The organism is Cyanobacterium sp. T60_A2020_053 (assembly GCA_015272165.1).
In the GTDB taxonomy this organism is placed as follows: Bacteria; Cyanobacteriota; Cyanobacteriia; order Cyanobacteriales; family Cyanobacteriaceae; genus Cyanobacterium.
Map to the genome: position 1 here is coordinate 1 of JACYMF010000075.1, position 20,386 is coordinate 20,386.

The 20,386-nt window shown below is 38.3% G+C and carries 21 protein-coding genes and 1 tRNA gene; 10 read left to right on the forward strand and 12 right to left on the reverse strand.

The annotated features are described in order from the left end of the window. Nucleotides 1-628: 628 nt before the first annotated feature. Both IGQ45_10555 and ntcA read right to left on the reverse strand, forming a co-directional pair. A complete protein-coding gene (locus tag IGQ45_10555; GenBank protein MBF2057633.1) occupies nucleotides 629-2,098 on the reverse strand; it encodes a DUF3084 domain-containing protein in 1,470 nt (489 codons plus the stop codon). Nucleotides 2,099-2,105: 7 nt separating this feature from the next. After that, a complete protein-coding gene (gene ntcA, locus IGQ45_10560) occupies nucleotides 2,106-2,780 on the reverse strand; it encodes a global nitrogen regulator NtcA (GenBank protein ID MBF2057634.1) in 675 nt (224 codons plus the stop codon). Nucleotides 2,781-2,911: 131 nt separating this feature from the next. Between ntcA and fabI the strand changes: the two genes are divergently transcribed. The 4 genes from fabI (at nucleotide 2,912) to IGQ45_10580 (ending at nucleotide 6,617) form a co-directional block, all read left to right on the forward strand. Further along, the gene (fabI, locus tag IGQ45_10565; protein ID MBF2057635.1) at nucleotides 2,912-3,697 is read left to right on the forward strand and encodes an enoyl-ACP reductase FabI; all 786 of its coding nucleotides are present in this window, start codon (nucleotides 2,912-2,914) and stop codon (nucleotides 3,695-3,697) included. Nucleotides 3,698-3,862: 165 nt separating this feature from the next. Next, nucleotides 3,863-4,975 carry an IS630 family transposase gene (locus IGQ45_10570; GenBank protein MBF2057636.1) on the forward strand — a complete coding sequence of 371 codons (1,113 nt, stop codon included), beginning with the start codon at nucleotides 3,863-3,865 and terminating at the stop codon, nucleotides 4,973-4,975. Between the two features lie 53 nt (nucleotides 4,976-5,028). Continuing rightward, nucleotides 5,029-5,532 (forward strand): ISAs1 family transposase, encoded by a 504-nt coding sequence (locus IGQ45_10575; GenBank protein ID MBF2057637.1) that lies wholly within the window; start codon nucleotides 5,029-5,031, stop codon nucleotides 5,530-5,532. Between the two features lie 95 nt (nucleotides 5,533-5,627). Continuing rightward, nucleotides 5,628-6,617 carry a saccharopine dehydrogenase-like oxidoreductase gene (locus tag IGQ45_10580; GenBank protein ID MBF2057638.1) on the forward strand — a complete coding sequence of 330 codons (990 nt, stop codon included), beginning with the start codon at nucleotides 5,628-5,630 and terminating at the stop codon, nucleotides 6,615-6,617. A 336-nt stretch (nucleotides 6,618-6,953) separates the two neighbouring features. On the opposite strand, the gene IGQ45_10585 is transcribed toward IGQ45_10580, so the two are convergent. Next, a complete protein-coding gene (locus IGQ45_10585; GenBank protein ID MBF2057639.1) occupies nucleotides 6,954-7,232 on the reverse strand; it encodes an HU family DNA-binding protein in 279 nt (92 codons plus the stop codon). A 301-nt stretch (nucleotides 7,233-7,533) separates the two neighbouring features. Then, nucleotides 7,534-8,016 (reverse strand): hypothetical protein, encoded by a 483-nt coding sequence (locus IGQ45_10590; GenBank protein MBF2057640.1) that lies wholly within the window; start codon nucleotides 8,014-8,016, stop codon nucleotides 7,534-7,536. A 122-nt stretch (nucleotides 8,017-8,138) separates the two neighbouring features. Between IGQ45_10590 and IGQ45_10595 the strand changes: the two genes are divergently transcribed. After that, nucleotides 8,139-8,210, forward strand: a tRNA-Asn gene (locus tag IGQ45_10595). 194 nt (nucleotides 8,211-8,404) lie between these two features. On the opposite strand, the gene IGQ45_10600 is transcribed toward IGQ45_10595, so the two are convergent. From IGQ45_10600 to IGQ45_10615, 4 genes are all read right to left on the reverse strand, one after another. After that, nucleotides 8,405-8,755, reverse strand: coding sequence for a DUF1257 domain-containing protein (locus IGQ45_10600; protein ID MBF2057641.1), 351 nt, complete (start codon nucleotides 8,753-8,755; stop codon nucleotides 8,405-8,407). Between the two features lie 146 nt (nucleotides 8,756-8,901). Further along, nucleotides 8,902-10,422: an AAA family ATPase gene (locus tag IGQ45_10605; protein ID MBF2057642.1), complete on the reverse strand. Its 1,521-nt coding sequence runs from the start codon at nucleotides 10,420-10,422 to the stop codon at nucleotides 8,902-8,904. Between the two features lie 36 nt (nucleotides 10,423-10,458). Then, nucleotides 10,459-10,797: a hypothetical protein gene (locus IGQ45_10610; protein MBF2057643.1), complete on the reverse strand. Its 339-nt coding sequence runs from the start codon at nucleotides 10,795-10,797 to the stop codon at nucleotides 10,459-10,461. Nucleotides 10,798-11,164: 367 nt separating this feature from the next. Next, complete coding sequence (locus IGQ45_10615) at nucleotides 11,165-11,728, reverse strand: Uma2 family endonuclease (protein ID MBF2057644.1); 564 nt, start codon at nucleotides 11,726-11,728, stop codon at nucleotides 11,165-11,167. Between the two features lie 154 nt (nucleotides 11,729-11,882). Between IGQ45_10615 and purH the strand changes: the two genes are divergently transcribed. From purH to IGQ45_10635, 4 genes are all read left to right on the forward strand, one after another. After that, nucleotides 11,883-13,418 carry a bifunctional phosphoribosylaminoimidazolecarboxamide formyltransferase/IMP cyclohydrolase gene (gene purH / locus IGQ45_10620; protein ID MBF2057645.1) on the forward strand — a complete coding sequence of 512 codons (1,536 nt, stop codon included), beginning with the start codon at nucleotides 11,883-11,885 and terminating at the stop codon, nucleotides 13,416-13,418. A gap of 434 nt (nucleotides 13,419-13,852) precedes the next feature. Then, entirely contained in the window at nucleotides 13,853-14,308 is a 456-nt protein-coding gene (locus IGQ45_10625; protein MBF2057646.1) for an Hsp20/alpha crystallin family protein, read from the forward strand. Between the two features lie 551 nt (nucleotides 14,309-14,859). Continuing rightward, entirely contained in the window at nucleotides 14,860-15,213 is a 354-nt protein-coding gene (locus IGQ45_10630; protein ID MBF2057647.1) for a hypothetical protein, read from the forward strand. A gap of 43 nt (nucleotides 15,214-15,256) precedes the next feature. Next, on the forward strand, nucleotides 15,257-15,736 hold the full coding sequence (locus IGQ45_10635) for a crossover junction endodeoxyribonuclease RuvC (GenBank protein ID MBF2057648.1): 480 nt from the start codon (nucleotides 15,257-15,259) through the stop codon (nucleotides 15,734-15,736). A 159-nt stretch (nucleotides 15,737-15,895) separates the two neighbouring features. Here the strand turns inward: IGQ45_10635 and IGQ45_10640 are convergent, their stop codons facing one another. Together IGQ45_10640 and IGQ45_10645 are read right to left on the reverse strand one after the other, a co-directional pair. Continuing rightward, nucleotides 15,896-16,462, reverse strand: a complete 567-nt coding sequence (locus IGQ45_10640) for a DUF3172 domain-containing protein (protein ID MBF2057649.1) — start codon at nucleotides 16,460-16,462, stop codon at nucleotides 15,896-15,898. Nucleotides 16,463-16,851: 389 nt separating this feature from the next. Then, nucleotides 16,852-17,562 carry an SIMPL domain-containing protein gene (locus IGQ45_10645; GenBank protein ID MBF2057650.1) on the reverse strand — a complete coding sequence of 237 codons (711 nt, stop codon included), beginning with the start codon at nucleotides 17,560-17,562 and terminating at the stop codon, nucleotides 16,852-16,854. A 213-nt stretch (nucleotides 17,563-17,775) separates the two neighbouring features. Between IGQ45_10645 and hslO the strand changes: the two genes are divergently transcribed. Continuing rightward, nucleotides 17,776-18,684 carry an Hsp33 family molecular chaperone HslO gene (gene hslO / locus IGQ45_10650; GenBank protein ID MBF2057651.1) on the forward strand — a complete coding sequence of 303 codons (909 nt, stop codon included), beginning with the start codon at nucleotides 17,776-17,778 and terminating at the stop codon, nucleotides 18,682-18,684. A gap of 148 nt (nucleotides 18,685-18,832) precedes the next feature. Here hslO and hisF read toward each other — a convergent pair whose 3' ends face one another. Then, nucleotides 18,833-19,600 (reverse strand): imidazole glycerol phosphate synthase subunit HisF, encoded by a 768-nt coding sequence (gene hisF, locus IGQ45_10655; GenBank protein MBF2057652.1) that lies wholly within the window; start codon nucleotides 19,598-19,600, stop codon nucleotides 18,833-18,835. A gap of 41 nt (nucleotides 19,601-19,641) precedes the next feature. Further along, a complete protein-coding gene (rimI, locus tag IGQ45_10660) occupies nucleotides 19,642-20,103 on the reverse strand; it encodes a ribosomal protein S18-alanine N-acetyltransferase (GenBank protein MBF2057653.1) in 462 nt (153 codons plus the stop codon). Between the last annotated feature and the right edge of the window lie 283 nt (nucleotides 20,104-20,386).

Below are 20,386 nucleotides of genomic sequence, written 5' to 3' on the forward strand. Positions count from 1 at the left end.
AGCAGGGTGTTTTCAAAGTCAGGATCAAAATTGATTTGTTTTTGACAAGAAGACAATATAAGGATGATCCCCCCCAACCCCCCTTAAAAAGGGGGGAGATTCAGGGAGACAGGAGGATTTTTTACTATTAATTGATTTATTAGTAGTTAAAAACCTCTGAATTTCAGATTATTGGCTAGTTTGAGAAACTAACATTTTTGGGAACGAAAACGCCCTGCTTCTTAAGGGAAGATTTAGAGGGGTTTTAACCCAGCACATTAGGACAGGGCAAACCCATACTAAAAATTTGTGAGATACTAACAAAGTTAGTTTTTGTCTTGAAATAATACATTGATGAGTTGTATGGTAAATCCTTGATCAGATTTGTGGAAACATTTTGACCAACTTAATGAGCCTCGTGTCCATTATTTGATTGAACACCAACTTCGAGATATTATTTTCTCACAATCCTTGCAGTCATATCAAGTTCGGATAATCACTTATAAAACAAAGTCTGTATTTTGAGTCTTCAGCAGATATTTAATTGTAACTGTTTAAGCGAACCTGATATCATTGGGGCATAGAGAATCAATTAAATTGCAGGTGGCACACACAGTCTATCACTATATCATCTTTAACCAAACCGTAACTAGAGTCTAAAGACTTCCTCTCCGTTAGCAATAACAGATAAAGTAATCTGTAAAGGTCCAGCACTATAAGTAGTTTCTTTTGCTATAGCCCGAATTTCATCAATAGATTGCTCAGATTCTTGCACTTGTTGCACAAAATTAACTAGAGAAATAATTTGTCCATCTCCTACCACAATACGCCCGAGAATACCCTGTTGGCGCGCTCGAAATTGACTAACTGAAATTAAAAAATCTAGTTTTTCTTGAATAGCCGTGTTACTATTTTCACTATCATCAAGAACGGTAGAAGCAATAACTTCATTTTGACGATATACTCGACGATTAGGGGCAACATCTGTAAAAATGCGGATAGTTTCTTCTCCTTGCACATAATTTCCTGCCGAAAGAATTTGAATTAAAAACTCTCCCCCTCCCGCAATTTGGCTTTGAATTTGTTCTACCTGTCTTTTACTGATTTGGACAAATCTTTGATTAGGATTATCGTTACCATAGCCTAAGATAGCCCTAGCGCCCCTATTCGCTTCATTTAAAACCCCGTCTATTAACTGCTCAAGGTCGGTATTTTTTTCTACTCTTACGAGGGTAACGGTTAATAGTTGCCCTCTGACAATAGCGATGGGGCGCTCTCGTAAATCTTGATAGGTGCGATAATATTGCTCTAGTACTTCTACTTCTTTCTGAAAAAACTTTAAATCTCGCTCTAATCTAGCCAGTAACTCTTCTTTTTCTCCTAAAGTTTGATCTCTTTGAGCGATAGCTTGGTCTAGTTTACTAATTTCTTGGTCTCGAAATTTGACTTCTGCTCTCAATTCTTGCTGTTGTCGGTTCAAATCTTCTAAAGTTGCTGACTGTTGGGCTAAAATTTGCTCTTTTTCTTGGATTTCCCCTAGTCTTAGTCTCAATTCTTGATCTTTTTCACTGAGTTGACTTTGTAATGACTTCGTTTCCTCCGTGATTTTTATTCTTTCGGCTAATAGTCTTTCTCTTTCGGTTAATAAATCTTTTCTTTCTGTTTCAATTTTGGCGACTTCCTTAGTTAAAATTTCCGTTTGATTAGATAATTCTTGTAATTGTTGTTGAGTTTTGTCTAGCTCAGTTTCTGTGGTAACTAAAATTTTGGTGGCTTCCGATTGTTTTTGTCTCGCTTCCTGTAATTCTCTTTCTGCCTCCTCTTTTGCTTGAGATACTAATGCCAATTCTTCTTCTACTTCTTGACGACGACTTAAAATTTCATCTAGCTGAAAAACACCTTGGCGCAGGGATTGACTTAGGGCAAATAATACTCCTAAAGTGGAGGCAGAAATGGCAATGCCAGTGACAATGGTAATAACAATGGCGGTTTGTTTGGGTCTTAAATCAAATAATCTTAACCTTGCTTTACCGACTTTTGTCCCGATACGATCTCCTAGCGCTGCGATTAAGCCCCCAAGTATTAAAACGGCAAAAATTAGTACATAGGCACTGGTCATTATAAGGTTAAGCGAATTGTTGACTGAGAGCGACGGGATTATGAACGGTAATTTTCTTTTTATTGATAGAGATTAAGCCATCTTGTCGTAATTCTCCTAATAAACGGGTGACGGTGACACGGGTTGAACCGATGGCTTCGGCAATGGCTTGATGGGATAGTTTCAAATCAATGGTAATACCATTAGCGCACGGAATGCCAAAATCACGACAGAGAATTAATAAAAAGCTCACTAAACGGGATGCCATGTCACGATGGGCGAGGGTTTCGATCATCATTTCGGTTTGTAGTATGCGAGATGACAAACCTTGTAACATCAAACGAGATAATTCGGGATTTTCTTTGAGAGAGCGCTGGAAATGTTCGATGGGCGCTGATAGTAATTCTACGGGAGTGAAAGCCACGGCATGATAGAAGCGGTCGCTTTTTTGCCCTGTGATGAGGGATAATACACCAAAAACGCTATTTTCTCGTAATAAGGCAACGGTAATTTCTTCTCCTGCTTCGTAGAGACGGGATAGTTTAACAGCGCCCTTCACCAAAAAATATACCCTCTCGGCTGGATCACCGGGGAAAAAAATGGTTTTCCCCCGTTCAAATTTTTCTGTTACTGGGGTATAAATCCCCGCGCCAATTTGACGAAATACTCCAGCTAGAGGTTGTTCTTGGGTAGGTGGTTGCATAGACTCTGATTATACTTAATAATTGATGGGTGGTGCAGAGGGCGCTTTTGTTAGAAAATAGCGTAAGCTAGACTACTATTTTATCGTTTAATCAGTGTAACCGATCATTTTATTATTGAATCAAATTAATTATGTTAAATCTCAGTGGAAAAAATGCGCTTGTGACGGGTATTGCCAATAGTCGTTCCATCGCTTGGGGTATTGCCCAACAGTTGCACGAAGCGGGCGCAAATCTTGGTATTACTTATCTTCCTGACGAAAAAGGACGTTTTGAGAAAAAAGTTAGAGAGTTAGTCGAACCCCTCAATCCCAGTCTTTTCTTGCCTTGTAACGTGCAGGATGATGAGCAAATCGATCAGACTTTTGCTCAAATCAAAGATCAATGGGGTCACATTGATATTTTAATTCATTGCCTCGCTTTTGCTCAAAAAGATGATCTCAGTGGGGATTTTAGCAACACTTCTCGCAGTGGTTTTCAAACTGCCCTTGATATTAGTGCCTATTCTCTCACTCGTTTAGCACAAGGAGCAAAACCTTTATTTCGTGATGGTGGTAGCATCGTCACCCTGACTTATTTGGGCGGTGTCAAAGTGATTCCTAACTATAATGTCATGGGTATTGCTAAATCAGCTTTGGAAATGAGTGTACGTTATTTGGCTGCGGAGATGGGCGCTCAGGATGTGCGTGTTAATGCTATTTCTGCTGGTCCTATTCGTACTTTAGCATCCTCTGCGGTGGGTGGTATTCTTGATATGATTCACCATGTAGAGCGGAGTGCGCCCCTAAAACGCACAGTTACTCAAAAAGAAGTGGGCAACACAGCGGCTTTCCTTTGTAGTGACTTAGCCAGTGGCATTACTGGACAGGTAATTTATGTGGATGCTGGTTATGAAATCATGGGCATGAGTCAGGGGTAGGAATGGGACAAGGGAGGAAGGGGGAAAGAGGAGATTATGAAATCATAATTTCCTTTGCCCTTTTAACCCATTATCAGTTCACAATTGCAGGGCAAACGCATAAGCTAAGACGCATTGATCTGGTATATAATTCAAGTTACAAAAGATAAAATGCTAGTGCAACTGATGCCTTATAAAAATTTTTTATCAGAGGAAGAGAGAAAGTATCGACAAGATCCTTTAAAAATAGAAAATAGAGCGGAAGTCAGAGAAAGAATTTTAATATTTTTATTAGAGAATGATGGTAAAAATTATCAAGAAATTGCCTCATTTTTGGGTTGTTCACTCAAAACAGTGGCTTATTGGGCAGTTCATGGCAATCCCAATAATGTAGATTCATTACAAGATAAAAGAAGACAAGGAAACCAAACAAAAGTAACAGCTCAATATATTGAAATATTATTAGAAGTAGTTGATAAAAATCCAGAAGAGTTTGGATATGATTTTGGTCGATGGACGGGAAAAAGATTGTCAGAACATTTGGAATTACAAACAGGAATTAAATTAAGCAAATCACAAGTAGTGAGGATATTAAAAAGAAAAAAGTATAGTTATATTTGGGGAAAATATAGTTTAGAAGATAAACAAAATCAAGAACAAAGAAAAGCATTTAAACAAAAATTAGAGCATTATATAGAAATAAGTAAAGAGAATCCTAATTTAGTTCAGGTATGGTTTTGGGATGAATCTGGTTTTAGTTTAAGAGTGATAAGAAAAAAAACATGGACGAAAAAAGGTAAAAGGAAAAAAAGTAAAGGACAACGGAGAAGAGGAAGAGTCAATATAATGGGAGGATTAAGATATTCAGATAAAAAAAGAATATGTTTTGTTATTAAAAAAGGAGATTCAGAAACATTTTATGAACAACTAGAAAAATTAAAAGAAGAAGTGAAAAAAGAATGGGTAGAAAAAGGAAATAATGAAAAAGATTTTGAAGAATATGGTCCAAAAATAATAATTATATTAGATAATGCAAGTTTTCATAAGAAAAAAGAAATAGTAGAGAGAATAGAGAATAATTTACCAAATATACGATTAGAATATTTGCCAGTATATAGTCCAGATTATAACTTGATAGAGTTAGTGTGGCACTCAGCAAAAGAATACATAGCGCATAGAGAATTTGAAAATAAAGAACAGCTAGAAAAAACAGTAAATTACTTATTGAACGAAGGAAGCTTAGTTATTAATTGGAGTAAAAAAATTAAAAACAAAGGTGAATTAGTGAATGTAAGTTAAATGCGTCTTAGCTTAATACATTGATGAGTTGTATGGTAAATCCTTGATCAGATTTGTGGAAACATTTTGACCAAGTTGATGAGCCTCGTGTCCATTATTTGATTGAACACCAACTTCGAGATATTATTATCCTCACAATTTTAGCAGTTATTTGTGGTGCGGACACTTGGGTAGAAATTGAAGAATATGGACGTTCTAAACAATCATGGTTAGAGACTTTTTTATCATTGCCCCATGGCATTCCTTCTCATGATACTATTGCTCGTGTTTTTGCTCGTTTATGTCCTCAGCAATTACAAGAATGTTTTTTGAGTTGGATTGAAGCTGTAGCTAAAATTACACATGGTGAGGTCATCGCTATTGATGGTAAAACATTGCGTCATTCTTATGACTCGGCTCACAATCAAAAAGCCATACATATGGTTAGTGCTTGGGCTACTGAAAATAATTTGGTACTAGCACAAGTAAAAGTAGATGAGAAGTCCAATGAAATTACGGCGATTCCTATAAAAGCAGGGTGGGATGAAAAATATCTGCTTAAGATTTTATTTTCCTGAGTATGCGTTTGCCCTAACCTTAGATGCGCGCTTAGTGACAAAGATAGCAGAAAATATTATCATCAAAGATTGACTGTTTGTAGTAGTAATTTTTTATGAGTATGAATAAAATTCGAGTAGGTGTATTAGGTTTTGGTGGTTTAGGACAGGCGGCCGCCAGAATTTTACAACCTAAAACCGAGATGTCTTTAGTCGCAGTGGCGGATCGTCATGGTTTTGCATACCATGAAGATGGTTTAGATACTGATAGTTTAATTAAACTTTATCATCAGCAAGGTTCTACGGGCTATTTACCTAATTACGGCGCCCTCAGCCCCAACAGTATCGATGATTTGATTAATAATAGCGATGTGGATGGTTACTTTTTAGCTTTACCGAATCTACCCAATACCTTCATGGCGGATGTGACTCGCAAGTTTATTCAAGCCGGATGGCAAGGGGTGTTAGTGGATGCGCTCAAACGCACTAGCGCCGTAGAGCAACTTTTGACCTTACGAGAACAGTTGAAGGGCGCTGGTATTACTTATGTAACAGGTTGTGGTGCTACGCCCGGTTTATTGACGGCGGCAGCAGCCGTAGCAGCCCAAAGTTTTGCCGAAATTCATCAAGTGAAAATTACGTTTGGGGTGGGCATTGCTAATTGGGAAGCCTATCGCGCCACCATTAGGGAAGACATAGCGCACTTGCCGGGGTTTGATGTGAATCGTGCTAATGCCATGAGTGATAAGGAAGTGGAGGAATTTTTGGCTCAAACCAACGGTATTCTTACCCTAGAAAATATGGAACACGCTGACGATATTATGTTGGAGTTAGCTGGGATTTGTAGTCGAGATCAAGTTTCTGTTGGTGGGGTGGTGGATACACGCAACCCAAAAAAACCCCTCAGCACTAATGTTAAAATCACTGGACGTACTTTTGAGGGGAAAACCTCAACCCATACTTTTACTTTAGGAGATGAAACCAGTATGGCCGCTAATGTGTGTGGTCCTGCTTTTGGCTATCTTAAAGCTGGTATTCGTTTACATCGTCAAGGTATTCGTGGTTTGGTGACGGGCGCTGAAATTATGCCTTTATTTGTTCGTTAATTGTACAACTTCCCAACTTAACCATTTTCAGCAAACCTTAAATATTCAAAAAAATAAATTACACTGGATATGATGAGGAGAAAAAATATGACATTTCCCCTCCATCAATAAAATGAACTATTTTCGGGGGGCAATACACCCCCTTTTAACCAGTGTAAAGACAAAAATGTCGAACTGTTGGGGGATTTTAGGCTATTGGGTGTAAGACTTTAATCATCAAACACAGTCCTAGACACTTTAACTAATAATTAGCACAATTATTACTGAAATATCTTTGTCCCCCCATATTTTTATCTTCCCTACGGAAAATGATTTTTGTGGGAGATAAAATTTTTGCTATTTAGGGGCAACTCTTTCTTTAAACAGTTTACCCGCAGAAAAAGCAGGAACTTTAGTGGCAGGAATATCCATTTTTTCACCAGTTTTTGGGTTACGCCCTTCACGCGCTTTTCTCTCACGGCTTTCAAATGAGCCAAAACCAACTAAAGTTACTTTCTCACCGCTAGAAACTGCTTCCATAATCGCTTCTACTGTGGCACTGATAACGGAATCCGCTTGTTTTTTAGTAACAGATGCTTTTTCCGCCACTGCATCAACTAATTCACCTTTGTTCATAAAATATACTCCTTTTAATTGATCAACGAATTGAATTACACTAGGTCTGATCTCAATTTTTGCCACTAATTAGCTGAAATTACCATCGACTAAGTGTTTGAGTGTTTTAACACTAAATTTGATATTACCTGATTAATTGCTGAAATGTCCAAAAATTGTTGTTTTTCTTCTTTTTCTTCATTTTTTTTTGCTTTTTTGTGAAGAAACGTAAAGAATGAATGATGAATTATAATCATCCTGTCTCCCCTTCTCCCTTTCTCCCTCTGCTTCCCCTTCTCCCTTTCTCCTTATCAGCGCCCTCCTAACCAATTTCCAAATGTAAAATATAATGACCAAGATTAAGGTTATTAGTCCATAATTCATAATCAACACGCAAAGATTCGGGCATTTTTTTTCCCGTCATAGTTAGATTACGAGTAAAATTGCGCAAATGTATTTTATCTTGTTTAGAGTTACTTTGATTTAACCAATAACGACTAACTCCATAAACCCCTTTTTCCCAAAAATGACGATAATTCAACTTAGTTTGGTGTTGTTGTGTCATTACCACTCGATAGGGCGAAATTTCTAACCAAATCAAATTTTTTTCTTGATTTTTGGCTTCTACTTCCTCATCATTATGTCCAGTAAATTGACCTATCTGTTGAAAATCCACATTATTTAAGACTAAGTGAAACTGATGTGACGGGCGCTGGTAAATCGTAGCAATTGTGGTGAGGTGCGCTAATAAATCAAAATCCGTAGAAAGATAAGAAAGGGCAACTGGGCGATGTTGGGTTAACATAGATTATTAATTAGTTAGTCATACTTTCTTAGCATAAGATAAAAAAGTGTGATACATAATGAAATAAATTACCCTTGCCATTTTTTTAAAAGATAGCTATAATTAATAAATGTGCAGAGCAATCCTCGATAGCTCAGCGGTAGAGCGGTCGACTGTTAATCGATTGGTCGCAGGTTCGAATCCTGCTCGGGGAGTTTAAGAATGTCGTAAAATAAATACTATCCAAAACTATACATTCATTGTATATCGTGCTTTTCGACCGAATCCAGTTAAAGTATGATTTATGAATGGGAATCAAAACTTTGTTTACATCAAATAATAAAAAAAAGAGTTAGCCCATTTAGCAGACTAACCCTTATTTAAAACTATTTATTTCAACTGATGACGATTACTGAAGAACTAATTTAACATTAGCATTTTGTAATCCTCGTTGTTTAACCTCTGAAAGAGTTTTATTAACAGCGTATTTTTGGTTAATAGAGTTGATTAACTCAGTTTGATTATGCTTCTTAGCAACACCCCAAAGATCAGCAATCAAATCGAAACTACCATCAGCATTGCGAGACCAACCTAAGTCATACTCACCCTCTAAAGTAGCCACAATGTCCGCGCGTAAACGTTGACCGTTGTAACCACGAATATCAGCATCAGTATTAACAGAGATACCGAGATCACGCAAAGAATTAGTTAAAATTTCTGCAGAAGTGATTTTGGTGCGTAAGGTGCTAAAATGAGACATGGATATTTCCTCCTAAGAGATTAAAGACAACAGTGTAAAAGTTTGATAAAATATGCACTTGGTGTGCTTTGATGTAAGCTGCTAGTGGATAACTAGCCTTTCTCGGAATAGTTGGGGGAATTGCCCTCCCCCTACCGAAAAAGCCTTTAAAATTCCATCCTCTGATACTCAGCGATGGAAGCTGAAGCAGGTCTGGCCCTTTGTCGCGCCCAGTCTCGTAGTGCTGTTACCTGTTCAGTCATGGTGCGAGATAATGGTAAGGTCGATTTCATAGCGGCAATGATGTCTAGTTGCGTAAACTCTCGCTCTTGGGCGAAAGCCTCATACATTGCTGCGATAATCGCCTGTTCAATCTCAGCGCCCGAAAACCCGTCTGATACATTAGCGAGTTGAGCCAAATCAAATCGAGCAGTATCTTCCCGACGATTGCCCAAATGTATCTTGAAAATAGCTTCTCGTTCTTGGGGATTAGGTAAATCAACAAAAAAGATTTCATCAAATCTACCTTTGCGTAAAAACTCACTAGGTAGTCGTTCAATACGATTAGCTGTTGCCATCACAAATACAGGAGACTCTTTTTCCTGCATCCAAGTGAGGAAAGAACCAAAAATACGACTAGAAGTCCCTCCGTCGGAGTCACCACTCCCAGCGCTTCCAGCAAAAGCCTTATCTAATTCATCGATAAACAAGACTACGGGAGATATTGATTCAGCAGTTTTTAACGCATTACGCAAATTAGCCTCAGATTTACCTACCGTTGAGCCGTCATAAACCCTGCCCATGTCTAACCTCAACAGGGGCAAACCCCACAATCTTGCAGTAGTTTTGGCGATTAATGACTTGCCACAACCCGGCACACCTAAAATAAGCATCCCTTTCGGTTGCGGTAAACCATACTGCCGAGCCCTCTCACTGAAAGCATAGGTGCGCTGGGTTAACCAGTGCTTCAACTCTTCTAATCCTCCCACCGCATCTATGGTTTTATCTTCCTCGATATAGTCGAGGATGCCATTACGGCGGATTAGTTGTTTTTTCTCCGATAAGACGATTTCTACCTCTTCATCGGTGAGTTTACCAGCTTTAACTTGGGCTTTACGATAGACTTTTTGGGCTTCATCGATGGTTAAACCTAGTGCTGCATGAATTAACTTCTCTTTAGTGTTAAAATCCAGTTTTTTCTGACGATACCGTTGTAAAGCCTGTTCTAAAACTTCCCCTAAGTCTGCAAACTCAGGTAAAGGGAAATCTAAAACAACAATGTCTTTTTCTAGCTCAATGGGTACTTGATGATAGGGTGACATTAAGATAATCGCCTTATTTGTACCTTTGAAACTATAGATGGCATCCCTTAACCAACGGGTAACAGGGGGAGACTCAAGATAGGGATGTAAATCTTTGAAGATATAAATACCATCATCTTTTTGTCTTACAACCCATTCGATAGCAGCTTCAGGAGAAACGGTATTATGTTGTACCCCTTGACGACCTTGACTATTATATTCGACTACACCATGAGTTACTGTCCAAACGAACAAACGGCTTTGCTCTTTTTCCTCTTGCTCTCTGGCAATACGAGCGATGGCATTTTCGGCTCTTTCTTCTTCAGATGTTACCAAATAGATGAGGGGGTATTGAGCTTTGATGAGAATGTTTAGTTCTTCCTTCATAATGCCGACCTTGGTGTAGTTGTATTTTTATCTTGACTAGCAAGGGATTAACTGCTGGTCTGAGGTATCTTCTAATTCCACACCGTCACCAATTAAAGAATATTCCTCTTCGACTACGGTGGGTTGGTTTTTCAGAGATACCATATCACCGTCACGCATTAACATGGGTGACTCACATTCGGGACAAATATGAATTTGGTGAGTTTTTCCGTAACTTGCCTCTATTTCTTCTACCGTTTCTGGGTGTTTGAGGTAAAAGTTGACTGCTTTTTCCACTAATGCTGACATGGAGTCAGTGTCGATGGCAGCTTTCACTTTTAACTGTCGATGCAGATTTGGTGGTAAATAAAGGGTGACTTTTTGCTTTTCTTGCATATTGGCTTATTTGCTATGCCCAAGTGCGATACATCTTACTTTAACGATTTTCTTTTTTACTGTCAAGGTGTTTTCCCATTTTGGTGGTATTTTTGTTACATTTCTTTACATTTTAAGCAAAATAAAGGTAAGTTGGATCATCTCTGGTTGATATTTCGAGGGCTTCAGCCTGTCAGGGTTGAATAATATTCAACCCCTACGAGCCAACAAAAAATAAATTCGGTCAATTTCTCTCTCTAATAGACCTCTCCAATAATTATTTTAGTAATCAATATGAGTATTGTTTTTAAAAATTACTAACAATTTATTAATGATCCCTGTCGATAAACTAGAATTTCTGGAGATGTCTAATGATTTCGGTTGCTATCTAAACTTTTAACCAAGCAAAAATATCACCTAAAGTTAGTTTTAAGTCTTGAGCAAAATCTGGTACAGGAATCAAGTCGCTTTCTTCTTCAAAATAGAGAGGATGATTATTATTGGTGTAGGTAAAGATTAATTTTTGCTGGGGGTCAATTAACCATCCTAATTGAGTACCATTGGCTAAACAATGAACTATTTTTTTTGTGACTAAACCCATATATTGATCTGGGCTTAAAATTTCAATTACCCAATCAGGGGGTAATAAAAATTGGTTGGAAATCGTACCGTCATCGTTAACGGGGAGGTGCGCCCATGTAAACACTGCGACATCTGGCACGATAGATTTATGATCAAAAGTGCATCTTAATTCGGGAAAAGCCATGGCTGTTTTTGTGGTTTCTGTTACTTCGTTGATGGCGTTAGCTAATTTGAATTGAATACGGCTATGTTGTCCTTGAGGCATGGGTTTTGTGTAAATATTTCCGTCTATGTATTCTTGGGGCGGTTTGATTTCTGGTTGTTGCAGAAATTCGATTAAAGTAATTGGTTTACTAAGAGTTTGAGTCATAATTTTTTGGACTAGCAATGATTTTTTATTTTAACAATATCCTTTCTGCATTGGTTCGTTTGTTTTACCCATCGGGCTAAAAGCCCGATATACTCGGAGGAAATTCCTGATCTGCGGTAAAATAAGAGGGCAAAGTATCAGAAAAGTAAAAAGAATGACGGGTTTAGCATTATTGAGCGTATCGGATAAGACAGGTATTGTGGAATTAGCTCAAGTGTTGGTGAATGAGTTTCAGTTTCAAATTGTTAGTAGCGGTGGCACGGCAAAAACTTTACAAGATGCTGGTATTCCCGTGACGAAAGTGAGTGAATATACAGGGGCACCGGAAATTCTCGGCGGTAGGGTTAAAACTCTCCATCCTCGCATTCATGGGGGCATTCTAGCGCGCGCCGACCAAGAAAGTGATCAGCAAGATTTACAAGCTAATGATATTCGCCCTTTTGATGTGGTGGTAGTGAATTTGTATCCTTTTGAGCAAACTGTGGCTGATCCTAACTGTAGTTTAGCAGAAGCCATTGAAAAAATTGATATTGGTGGTCCAGCTATGGTGAGGGCAACGGCTAAAAATTATGCCCATGTGACGGTTTTAACTAATCCTCAGCGTTATGATGATTATATTGCCCAATTACGAGGTAATGGCGGTAAAACTACTCTCAATTTTCGGCAAGTGTGTAGTGTAGAAGCCTTTGCTTTGACGGCTAGTTATGATCAAGCTATTTGTTGTTATTTTGGGCAACAGCAGGAAAGTCAAGGTTATTATGGTTTGGGCGGTACAAAAATTGCTACTCTCCGTTATGGGGAAAATCCCCATCAAAAAGCTAGTTGGTATCAAACTGGCACGAGTAAAACTGGTTGGGCAGGAGCGCTACAGTTACAGGGTAAGGAGTTAAGTTATAATAATTTGGTGGATTTGGAAGCTACGCGCCGTATTATTGCGGAGTTTCCACAAGATGAAGCGGCGGCGGTGATTGTTAAGCATACTAACCCCTGTGGCGTGGCGGTGGGTGATAATTTACTGGATGCTTACACGAAGGCTTATGAGGCTGATTCCGTATCAGCTTTTGGTGGCATTGTGGCGTTAAATCGTGCCATTGATGCTGAGACTGCCACTGCTATGAGTAAAATCTTTTTGGAGTGTATTGTAGCGCCCTCCGCCACTACTGAAGCACAGGAAATCTTAGCCAAAAAATCCAATTTAAGAGTATTGTTATTGCCTGATTTGTATAACGGCAGTCAGGATAATATTAAGGCGATTGCGGGAGGATTTTTGGTACAAGATAATGATACTCAAATGGAAAATCCTGCTCAATGGCAAGTGGTAACGGAAAAACAACCTACTACGGAAGAATTAGCGGAGTTATTCTTTGCTTGGAAAATTGTTAAACACGTTAAATCCAATGCTATTGTTATCACCCGTAATCGTACCACTGTGGGGGTGGGCGCTGGGCAAATGAATCGAGTTGGGGCGGTAAAAATTGCCCTCGAACAATCTGGGCATAAGGCTGAGGGCGCTTTTTTGGCTAGTGATGCTTTTTTCCCTTTCGATGATTCTGTGCGCACGGCGGCGGGCGCTGGTATTTCTGCTATTATTCAACCCGGTGGCTCAATTCGAGATCAAGATTCTATTAAGGCTGCTAATGAGTTAGGATTGGTAATGGTGTTTACCGGAGTGCGCCATTTTTTACATTAAGCTGAGGGTTTTAGGAAAGGGGAAGCCGGAGAGAAGGGGAAGAAAAGAGATGAACAATTAGTTGGAGTTATTCAGCAACGCCGAAAATTTTTTCTTGATGCTATTTATTCAGCAGTAATTTTTATATGGCTTAATTGACTATCCCTCTTTTGTCACTTTTCGATGATGTTCCTTTCGTAGATATAGTTTCAGCTATTTTTAAATTCAGATAATTTATATTACTTAAAAAGTCTGGAAATGATTTGTTAATAAAATTTCTGTGATCTAATAATGGTAAATGCTTTCAGACAGCGACAAAAGAGGAATAAGTTTAAATTTCGGTAACTTCCCATCCACTTTATCGGTTTTCAACACCCATAATAAAGATTAAAAATGACACTATGTTAGATGAAAAGTAAAACTAATAAATAAGTTTTTTTAGGAGGATCAAGATTATGTCTTTAGTTCGTTTTTATCCCTTATCTGATGTCAACTCTTTACACCGTCAAATGAATCGTTTATTTAATGAATTAACTAATACTTGGGAAGAAGTGCCTTCTTTAAGTAACATCCCGTTAGAATTATTTGACAATGGTGATAGCTTAATTTTAAAAGCAGTTATCCCCGGTATTGATAAGAAAAATATCGATATTACTGTTACTCGACAAGGGGTAAGAATTGTCGGAGAGTATCACCAAAAGCAAGAAGATAAACAACATAACTATTATCTTTCTGAGTTTAATTATGGTAAATTTGAACGTCAAATTAGTTTACCTACTCCTGTCAAAAATGATGATGTAATTGCCCATTATGAAGACGGTATTTTAACTTTGACTTTACCTAAAGTAGAAGAAGCTAAAAATAAGGCGGTTAAGGTCAGTTTGACGGGCGCTGATGCAGTTAATAACTAAAATTTGACAAAAAAGAGGTATAGTTGTAAAACCCTTTAGAGACGCCGTAAATTGCGTCTCTTTCTTTTGTTTTACAGCATTTTTTATTTCCTTAAACTACACTTTAGATTCTCACAAAGATTCTCTTTGCGTCTTTGTGTCTTTGCGAGAAACAAAAAAAGTGCTTTATGTGGCAATTCTGATATTTGGGATGCTCTGAATCAAAATTAGTAGTTTACTTAAAACATTAATTTAATAGCTTTCCCTGTAGCCATTCCGCCACCTTCTGATATCAGATTATTTTCGGCATCGAAGGCTTGATAGTTAATGGTAGAAGTATAGCGCCCTCCCTCTTTAGCAAGGCTAATAGTTTCTGTTAATACTCCCCTAGATGCTGGTAGCCAACCGCTCCAAATATTGTTCAGACTGGCATTTTCAGGGGCTTGAGTGGCGTAATACTCATATTTTGCCTCATATTGATGATCAAATTTATCTGCTAGGCTATAATAAACTATAGCAAAAAAAAAATTTGCTAATACTATACATAATCACTCACTGAAAATATAAATATAATGGAATTAATAATTTGTTTTGGACTAGCCGTTTCGGTGTTTGCCCTTGTTATTGCTTTAATTATTGGTTTAGTGTCAGCGCCCACCCCCCTATTACTAGGTATTTTGGTGATGGGTATATTATTTACCCAGAAATCCATCAATAGCTTAACAGCGCCCTCCGCCCTGATTTATGAAGAAAAAGAGCAGGAAAAAATTGAGAAAGTAGAATATAAACAGCCTAAAGGAGAACAAAATGTTCTCAAATCCATGACTTATAGGGGTTCTCACTATAATCATCCCACTTCATTAGATCGCATCGCCCTTAACTCTCAGAAAAAGACGAAAACCCATAACTCAAAAATTATCGGTTGACATCAACAAGGGGTTTTAACCCCTTGTCAAGGAAGAGGAAATTATGATTTGGTTAGGAATTGACCCGGGATTAGCTATCATTGGTTGGGCAGTATTGGCAGGGGAGGAGGGCGCCCCTCACCTCGTGGAATACGGCATCATTACCACCGCTAAAACCCTCTCCACAGGGGAAAGACTAGCAGAAATTGAAACAGATTTTATCGAAATAATCAGAGAATTTAAACCGCAACAAGTGGCTATGGAAATGCCCTTTTTCTCTCGACAAATCAAGGCAGCCGGAGGAGTGTTACAGGCGCTGGGAGTGATTAATCTAGTGTGCCATCGTGAAGCACAGTTAAACCCATTTTTTTTACATCAAGCCAGTTGGAAAGCTCATCTTATTAACGGCAAAGCCACCAAAGCAGAAGTAGCGGAAGTATTAACACAAATTTTTGAGCTAGAATCTTTACCCATCGATGACAGTGTAGATGCCATTGGTATTGCCTACGCCGGTTTTTGTGGTTTGAGAAATCAAATTTACTAGAATGTAGAATTTATAAAACAATTAAAATCTGCTGAATAAATCAAAACCCTTGTCAAATAAAGGTTTTAAGCATAATAAAACTCAAAAAAAGTGCCAAAAATAATCTTTTTTCTCTACCCTTTTTTTACCTTTGCCCCTTGCCCTTTTAACTTTGCCCTTTTAAAAGTTTTCAGTCTCATTAGGTGCGGTAGAGCCGGGAGGATTTAAAAATAAATTACCAGCAGAGTCATTTTGATAAATACATTCAATTTTCGGAGAAGCCTCTAAAGGTCCTGTAAAACCAAAAGTATTCATCCGATTTTTGCATTGTCTAACATCTTGATCCGTTACTAGATTTTGTTTTTCTAAAATTGACCAGTTATTACGGCGCAACACACAACCGGGGCGCATATTAGGTTGAGTAACATAAACATTAAAAGGGTTCATGGTAATAAACACTCGCATATCAGAAACGATGGCACTAGCACCAAACTGAGCGCATAACTCAGGATTGGGTGCCGCTCGATCAATTACTTCCCGTGAGACAACGTTAGGGCTATTACTGGCTTGTCCTGAACTTAAAGCAATACCGACACCAATTCCCAAAATAAAAATTCCTGCACAGATGGCGGCTAAGGTATAGTTAATACCATCCAAAAAAGAAGATGATTTGCGACTATCATAACCTCTACCGCGATTGGGAGAGGGTTCAGAGTAGGCATAGGGTGATTTTGATCGGCGCTTCATGGTGATGATGGTAAGTCAAAAGGGCAAGGGGCAAGGGGCAAAGGTAAATTTAACGATAGGGTGAACTACTATTAAATTTACTCACCTCTTAAAAGACGAGGTTTTGAACCTTTTATTATTCTATAACTACAATGTTAGGAATTTGGTTTCGCTTTAATTTTAGCTAAATTTGAGCTAATGTTGCATTTTTACTAACTGATGTTACGCAAAAATAGAATTAATTGTTGGTGTCAGGTGTCAGGTTAAAGAATTGACAAGAAACTTATGTTTATTGATCTTTTTCTTACGATAAAAGTCTATGGAGGGAAGGGTTTTAAACCTAAAACCTGCTATCTGCTACCTGAAACCTCCCTTAACTTAACATTTGAATCAGTGCGTAACGTCAGTTACTAATATCTAATTTGTAATGTAACAGAAGCCGAAATATCTTGTTCTCCTCCCACTACGGGGGTATCGGCAAGGGCGCCACCGAATGCTTCTTTAGTTTGCATCATCATTGGTCGAGGAGCGTTAGCTCCGTTAATATTGATGGTAACAATTTCTTTAGCGGTCAAATTAAGAGCATTTAAGACGGTTTGGGCTTGTTGTTGGGCATCTTGACTGGCTTTTACCAGCGCCCTCCCCTGGGCTTGATCAATGGCTTGTGGGGTAGCGGTTAAACTAATATTATCAATACGAGTGGCACCACTATTGACACTTTGATCAAGAATTTTGCCCACCACTTCTATGGAAGTTTCAAAACTGACTGAATTATTGCCAATATAACCGATTAATCTTCTTTCATTGTTGTTATAGGTATAGTTGGGTCGTAATGTAATTCCTGTGGTTTGTAAACGACTAACTTGGTTATTTTGTTCTAATAATTGAATTAGGGAGGAAGTGCGCTGGGCGATTTGTTGCTGAACTTCTGTAGCGCCCTTCCCTTCTATTTCTACTGCTAATTGTACGGTAGCAATACTGACAGGAATTTTTTCGATACCTTGCCCTGTAACGGTAATGGTTTTTAACATCTGTTCTTGTGCTAATACAGGAGTTGCTAACAATACGCTACAACAACTTAAAGAAAGTAAAAATTTTTGTGGGGATAAATTGCGTAACATGACCATTGGATTCACTCCTAATTTTTATTTAATTTTACCTATTGATTCCTTAAAACTCTCATGATTAAACCTTCACTGCATTTAGACTTTAGTCAGCAATAGGTTAAAAAATGTTTTTTTGGGGAGAGATTATCAAATTTTTTATGAGCCTAACAGTTAATGACAATTAATGATCCATAATGTATTCAGTAAAGTATTAAGAATTGTAAACTAATGGCAGATCAGTTAATTAGGGCAACGGCAGCCGATGGCGGTATTCGAGCAGTAGGAGTAATTACCACGAAAGCTGTACAGGAAGCTAGAGACAGACATAATTTATCTTATGTGGCAACAGCCGCTTTAGGAAGGGCAATGTCCAGCGCCCTCCTCATTGGCTCTAGCATGAAAAAGGAAGGATCAAGAGTTAACTTGAAAATTAAAGGCAATGGACCTCTGGGGGGTATTCTAGTGGATGCTGGGATTGATGGCACTGTGAGAGGTTATGTAGCTAATCCTACCGTAGAATTGCCCCCTAATGCGCAAGGTAAGCTCGATGTGGGGGGCGCCGTGGGTAGTGAAGGTTATCTATACGTCATCAAAGACATGGGTTATGGCTATCCTTATTCCAGTACAGTTGAACTAATATCTGGAGAGGTAGGAGATGATATAGCCAATTATTTAGTAACATCGGAGCAAACCGCTTCAGCTTTACTGGTGGGGGTATTTGTTAGTAAGGAAGGGGTGACAGCTTCGGGGGGAATTTTATTACAAGTATTGCCCAAGGCTTCCCATGACGAGAATTTGATCAATACTTTGGAAGAAAGAGTAAGTCAATTAACGGGTTTTACTCCTTTATTACGACAAGGAAAAAGCCTCACTGATATTTTTCAAGATTTACTGGGGGATTTTGGTTTACATATTTTCCCTGAAGTGCAAATGGTGCGTTTTCATTGTAGTTGTACTTTTGAAAGGATGTTACGCGCGCTGAAAATGTTAGGGGTAGATGAATTGGAGGATATGATTGTTACGGATGGGGGCGCTGAGGCTACTTGTCATTTCTGTAATGAAGTTTATCAAGCTACCTCTGATGATTTGCGTAATATTATTGAAGAATTAGCAGAAGTAACTGCCCAGAATAATTAGACATCAAGTACCCTTTTATCATCCTTTTTGGAAACTGACAGAGGAGGGATAATTTGTTGAGCATAACCTAATTATCCCTCTCCATAATTATTTTCATTGCCTTTTAGTAAGGGCTTAAACCTCTTATTACTATAATTACATATGTGTATTAAAGCCTAACGGGAATTTGTTGTTGATGTAAATACTCTTTAATTTCTTTCACCGTTAGTTGCCCATAATGAAGTAAAGAAGCCAGTAGCGCCCCTTCTGCTTTACTTTGCTTAAACACATCCCCGATGTGTTGACAATTACCAGCGCCCCCCGAAGCAATCACAGGAATTTCCACCGTATCAGCAATAGCCTTAGTTAATGTCAAATCATAACCATTCTGTGTACCATCAGCATCCATACTGGTGACTAATAACTCCCCAGCGCCCCTCGCCCATACCTCTTGCGCCCATTGTAAGGCATCTAAACCAGTATTTTCCCGCCCTCCACGGACATAGACATCCCAACCGGGGTTATGCACATCATCACGACGACGGGCATCAATGGCAACCACAATACATTGACGACCGAAACGATCACTGGCACGATTAATAAAATCAGGGTCTTTTACTGCAGTAGAATTAATACTAATTTTGTCAGCGCCCGCCCGTAATAAATCCTTCACATTATCAAGAGTTTTAATACCACCCCCCACCGTCAAAGGTATAAAAACTTGCCCTGCGGTACGATATACTACATCAATAATAGTATCTCTGCCCTCATGGGTAGCGGTGATGTCTAAAAATACCAACTCATCAGCCCCTGCTTCATTATAAACCTTCGCTAATTCTACAGGGTCTCCAGCGTCTTTGAGATCGACAAAATTAACTCCTTTCACTACTCGCCCAGCGTTGACATCTAAACAGGGTAAAATTCTTTTAGCTAACATTTTTTTGATAATATTTCTTTATTATTAATTATTCATTAAAATCAAAATTTTTTCCATAAAATTAAAGCATCAGCGCCCGTCGCCCGATAATATTTCTTTCGTCTTCCAGCCACTGCAAAACCGAATTTTTCATATAAATTTAATGCCACTTGATTATATTCACTTACTTCTAATGTTGCCCTTTCTAAACCTTTGGCTTGAGCTTTTTCTAATAAATTAGATAATAACATTTTTCCTAAACCTTGTCCTTGAAAATCAGGATGGATTGCTAAAATGGTGAGGTGCGCTTCTTCTAAAATAGACCAAAAACAACCTAAACCAATAATTTTTTCAGTTTCTTTTATGTTTGTAGTCAAAATTAAAAGAGTGCTATTAGGGCTTTCTATTTCCCTTTTATAACCATCTAAACTCCACAAACCTCCGAAACAAATTTGGTCTAATTCTATTATTTCATTTAAGTGTTTTAATTCTAAAGGTTTAATATTAATGGTGGTAAGAGTCATATAAATAAGTTGTGGCAATTAAGTTAGTTAAAAAGGCAATAGGCAACGGAGTTAATACAATACTTTTAAGATTTTTTGATAATTATTGATCTGCTAAAAATCATTTAGAATTGCTATATTATTGAATTGATACACAGGGACTCTATTGACACTCCCACCACTAAACCCTACGGGTTATAGTGGGGGATTCTTGGTTCACCGACTCGCCGTTAGACGACAGCCCATAGGCAATCGCCCAAGAGGGCAAATCTCCCCAAGCGTATGTTCCCGTATGCCCTACGGT